Origin of the sequence: uncultured Hymenobacter sp. (genome assembly GCF_964243305.1) — a bacterium.
Lineage (GTDB): Bacteria > Bacteroidota > Bacteroidia > Cytophagales > Hymenobacteraceae > Hymenobacter.
Window position 1 is genome coordinate 1 of sequence record NZ_CAXTEF010000072.1, and the last position, 4,942, is coordinate 4,942.

Consider the following 4,942-nt stretch of genomic DNA (forward strand, 5'->3'; position numbering starts at 1 on the left):
CCGTTAATGCCGATATTCTGAGCGCTAATCCATTTGGCCTCCTCACTGGCCAGGAAAACGACGACTTTGGCAATGTCGTCCGGCTCGCCCAGGCGGTTGAAGGCGGAGAGCGACGCCGAGCGGTCAATGGCTTCCTGCGGCTTGCCCTTGGTGAAAAGCTCGGTGTTAGTCGGGCCGGGTGAGACCGAATTAACAGTAATGCCCCGGGCGCCCACTTCTTTGGCAAACACGCGCGTGAGCTGCTCCACGGCCGCTTTGGTGGCTACGTACGTGCTGTACGTGGGCAGCATGATGCGATTCACCGAGCTGGAAAAGTTGATGATGCTGCCGTTGTCGGCCAGCTTGGTAGCGGCCTGGCGCATCGTGTTGAACGTGCCCCGGACGTTGATATCAAACTGCCGGGTGAAGTCCTCGTCGGTCGTATCCTTCAGCAGCTTGGTAATCATGATGCCGGCGTTGTTCACCAGCACGTCGATGCGCCCGTAGTGCGCAATGGCCGTGTCGAACAGGCGCTCCACCTGGTCGGACCGGCTTACGTCGGCCTGCACGGCCAGGGCGTCCCCGCCGTTGGCTTTGATGGCCGCCACAATTTGCTCGGCTGCCGGCCGGCTGCCGGCATAATTCACTATCACCTTGGCGCCGGCTTCGGCCAGGCGGTGCGCCACGGCGGCGCCGATGCCCCGGGAAGCCCCGGTCACTAAAATCACTTTTTCGGCTAGCGTTTTCATGGGTTCTTTCGTTAAGTACTTGTTGCTAATTGACAAGGCAAAGGTCCGATTCCCACCAGCCCGGGAAAGTGCGGATTCTACGGCAAGAGATGCGAATTCCTAAGATGCGGGAGCCTGACTCTGCTTGCGGTAAAAGCTCGGGGAGAGATGCGCGTGCTTTTTGAAGTAGTTGCTGAAGTGCGCCGGCTCGGCAAAGCCCAGCCGGTAGGCAATTTCCTTGACGGAAATGGCGGAGTTTTGCAGCAGCGACTTGGCTTCCGCAATGTTTTTCTCCGCTATCCAGGTGCCGATGGCCTTGCCGGTTTTGGTTTTGATGACATTACTCAGGTAGTTGGGGTGCAGGTGTTGGGCCTCCGCATAATCCTGCACCCGAAACACCTGCTCGGCCAACCCCTGCTCCAAGTCCCGGTAATGTTTTTCCAGCAACAACTTGAAGCTTCTCACAATGGCTGAGCTGCGGTTGCCTTCGTAGATGGCATTGTAGTGCAGCCCGAAATGCTCTTTGAGCTTCAGCAGCAGCGCCACGAACAGATGGCCAATCAGCCGCTGCCGAAAAGGAGAACGGGCGACGTATTCGTGGTGTATCTGCCCATACAGCCGCTCGAACTCCGCGAATACTTCGGGGCTCACGGTCAGGGCCGGAAACGTTTCGACCAGTAAAAACGGGAACTCGGCAAAGATGTCAGCGTGCACGTTTTCCTTCAAGAAGCTTTCGCTGAGCGTAATCAGGTACACCTCCTCCAGGGCCGTGAATTCAAAGGAGCGGTAATGGCCGGGGTTGGTAAAGTAGATGGTGCCGGGCTGCATCGGAAACTGCTGCTCATCGATGATATACCGACCCTGGGCACTTTTCACAAAGCCAAACACAAAGAAGTTAAGCCGGCTGACCGGCGAGGCAAAAGGTAACGGCTGGTGCAGGTCGCTTAAATTGAATATCGTGAACTCCAGCTGCGCGTCAATCAGGTCAACTGGCAGGCCCAGGTGCAGATACTGTTCTTGAAGCGTTTGATACATAGCTACCTGCTCGTTTTAACCCCATTATTCAGTGGCAGGCAGGCAGGTTGAAACCCTGCAAGTGGTTACGTATAAAACCTCGCCGACGCCGTGGCACAGACAGCTCCGGGCAGGCCGACCCGGCCACGCAGGCCCGCATTGTCCTGCATGGTCTCTCCTCCAAAAACGGCCCCCGGGGCCACTAGATTCGCCGGAACGCCCTGGATACCCAATTCGAGGGCCAGGTAGCGGGTGAAGACGTCCACCGCGCGCGTCCATATGCTTACAAAAGTATCGGGGTTTCCTGATAAGAGGTATGACGATGCAACGTCAAAAACCTGATTTTTGTCAGGTAATGGAACGAAGACCTAGGGGCAGCGTACTTATTTTTAAGTAGTTGCACTGCGTGCCCGTTCAGCGCGGCTTGCGCCTTATCTCCCCGTCGCGCTGAGTCGTAGCGAGATTTACCCGGACTATCCCAGCAACCAGGCTACTTATTATTGGCTCTGCTATGACCCTCATTTCCACCCGGCCGCTGGATGATGCCGGCTTTCCTGCCGAATTGCTCCCGGCTTTGCTTGCGGTCTCGCTGACGGGGATATGTGTGCTAAGCCCGGTGTATGGGCCAGGCGGAACCGAGGTGGTGGACTTTATGGTCGAGTACGTCAGCCCGGCCGCCCGACACATGCTCCAAACGCCAGAAAACGCTCCGTTTAGTATGCTCGCGCACTACCCCCACACGCAATCCCGGGGGATATTCGATTTCTACCGCCGCGTGTTCGAAGCAGGCGAGGCCGGGCGTTACGAAGTCAACTACCAGGCCGATGGCCTCGACAGCTACTTCTACCTGGCCGGAGTTCGCCAGGGCGACCGGGTGGTCGGGAGCTTCACCGACACCGCTGACCAGCCCCGCAGCGCCGTGGAAGAAGCGTTGCGCCAGAGCCAGGCCCGCGAGAGAGCCGCCCACGCCGAGGCTGAAGCCCAACGCCAGCGCCTGCTGGCTCTCATTGAGCAGGCCCCGGCACTTGTGGCCGTACTTACCGGCCCTGCCCACGTCATTGAATTGGCCAACGTCGGTTTCCGGCAGACCCTGGGCCATCGGCCGGTGGCGAATAAGACGTGGCGCGACGCCCTTCCGGAACTCAGCCAGCAGCACCTGTTTGAGGCGCTGGATGACGTGTACCGCACCGGCGAGACGTACTTCGCCTACGAAAGGATGGTTCGCATCGACCGCACCAACTCCGGCCGGCTCGACCCGTTTCATTTTAATTTCATTTATCAGGCCACCCGCGACGCGGCTGACCAGATTACCGGCGTCATCGTCATCGCCACCGAGGTCACGGAGCAGGTGGTGGCCCGCCGGCAAATCCAGGAATTGAACGAAGAGCTGGGGGCCGCCAACAAGCAGCTGCGCGCCAGCAACACCGAACTGGAAGAACGCATGACCAACCGCACCCATGCGCTGATTGTCACCCTGGAGCAGCTCGAGAAGCGGGGCATCGATTTGGCCCAGGCCCTGGCCACCGAGCAGGAACTGGGCGAGTTGAAGTCGCGCTTTGTCTCGATGGCTTCGCACGAGTTTCGCACCCCGCTCGCGGTCGTGCTTTCTTCGGCTACCTTAATAGCCAAGTACCCTGGCGCCGAGCACCAGGCGCAGCGCCTCACCCATTTGAGTCGCATTCACACGTCGGTCAGGCACCTGAACGACATTCTGGAGGAATTCCTGTCGGTGGGCCGTATCGAAGCTGGCAAAGTCGAGGCTCATCCCGCTACCCTGGACCTGAACGTATTGGTGGATGAAACCGTGGCCAACGCCCAAAGCACGTTCAAAGCCGGACAGACTCTTTTCCAGCAAATAAACTGTCCGGCCCCTTTTCGCCTCGATGCCTCGTTACTACGCAAGATTCTGGTAAACCTGCTCTCCAACGCCATCAAGTACTCCGCTGAAAACTCGGTGGTCACGGTGCGGGCCGATTGCCACGACAACCTGCTTGTCATCCACGTACAGGACCAGGGAATTGGTATTTCCGAGGAAGACCAAGCCCACTTGTTCGAGCGGTTCTTCCGGGCCGGCAACGCCGCCAACATTCCTGGGACTGGCTTAGGGCTGTACATCATCGCCGAGTACATAGAGTTGATGGGCGGCACTATTGTCCTGGAAAGCGAGCTGGGCGTGGGCACTACCGTTACCCTTTCTATTCCCTATGAAAACCATCCTGCTGATTGAAGACCACGAGCTGCTGCGCCTGAACACGGCCGAAATGCTGGGCCTGGCCGGCTACGCCGTGCAAGCCGCTGCCGACGGCCAGATTGGCGTGGACCTGGCCCTGGCGCAAGTGCCCGATTTGGTGGTGTGCGACATTATGATGCCCGTGCTCGACGGCTACGGCGTGCTGGCGCGCTTTCGCCAGACCCCGCGCCTGGCCGGGGTGCCTTTTCTGTTCCTGACCGCCAGAATCGAGCGCGCCGAGCAGCGCCACGGCATGGCCCTCGGGGCCGATGACTACCTGACCAAGCCTTTCGAGGAAGCCGAGCTGCTGAGCGCCATTGCCAGCCGCCTGACCCGCTTCCGCGACCTGCGGGCCGACTACGACCTGCACGGCGACGGGCTGCACGAGTTTCTGGACGACGCCCGCGCCGTGGGCAACCTGGAGAACCTATCGGTGGACCGCAAAGTCCATCTCATTCGCAAAAAGCAGGACATCTACCTCGAAGGCGACGCCCCCACGCGGGTATACTTCATTAAAAAAGGCCGCGTGAAAACCGTGAAAACGACGGACGGTGGCAAAGAGCTGATTACGGGCCTTTACGGGCCCGGCGAGTTTTTTGGCTACCCCCCCCTGCTGGAAGAAACGCCCCACAGCGATTCGGCCGTGGCCGTAGCCGACGCGGAACTGGTGTACATTCCCAAAGACGACTTCACCCTGCTGCTGCTGCGCAACCCGGCCGTGGGCCAGCAGTTTATCCGCCTGCTGGCGGGCCGGGTGAGCGAGCGGGAACAGCAATTGCTGGCGATGGCTTACAGCTCCATTCGCCGCCGCGTGGCCCTTGCGCTGCTGCAGTTGCACGAGCAGGCAGGCGCCGGGCCCGACGCGCGCATCCAACTCTCGCGCGACGACTTGGCGGCCGTCGTCGGCACGGCCCCCGAGTCGGTCATTCGCACCCTGAGCGAGTTCAACCAGGACGGCCTGATTGAACTCGCCCCCCGAAGCATCCGGGTG

General features: G+C 59.9%; 4 protein-coding genes. 2 read left to right on the top strand and 2 right to left on the bottom strand.

The annotated features are described in order from the left end of the window. Positions 1-728 (bottom strand): SDR family oxidoreductase (locus ACFE70_RS19920; RefSeq protein WP_375419537.1); only part of this gene is annotated, 728 nt, incomplete at its 3' end. Between the two features lie 99 nt (positions 729-827). Further along, on the bottom strand, positions 828-1,742 hold the full coding sequence (locus ACFE70_RS19925; protein WP_375419538.1) for a helix-turn-helix domain-containing protein: 915 nt from the start codon (positions 1,740-1,742) through the stop codon (positions 828-830). Between the two features lie 490 nt (positions 1,743-2,232). Between ACFE70_RS19925 and ACFE70_RS19930 the strand changes: the two genes are divergently transcribed. Together ACFE70_RS19930 and ACFE70_RS19935 are read left to right on the top strand one after the other, a co-directional pair. Next, positions 2,233-3,948, top strand: coding sequence for an ATP-binding protein (locus ACFE70_RS19930; RefSeq protein WP_375419539.1), 1,716 nt, complete (start codon positions 2,233-2,235; stop codon positions 3,946-3,948). Further along, the coding region (locus ACFE70_RS19935; protein WP_375419540.1) for a response regulator at positions 3,926-4,942 on the top strand (1,017 nt) is incomplete at its 3' end. The genes ACFE70_RS19930 and ACFE70_RS19935, both read left to right, overlap by 23 nt.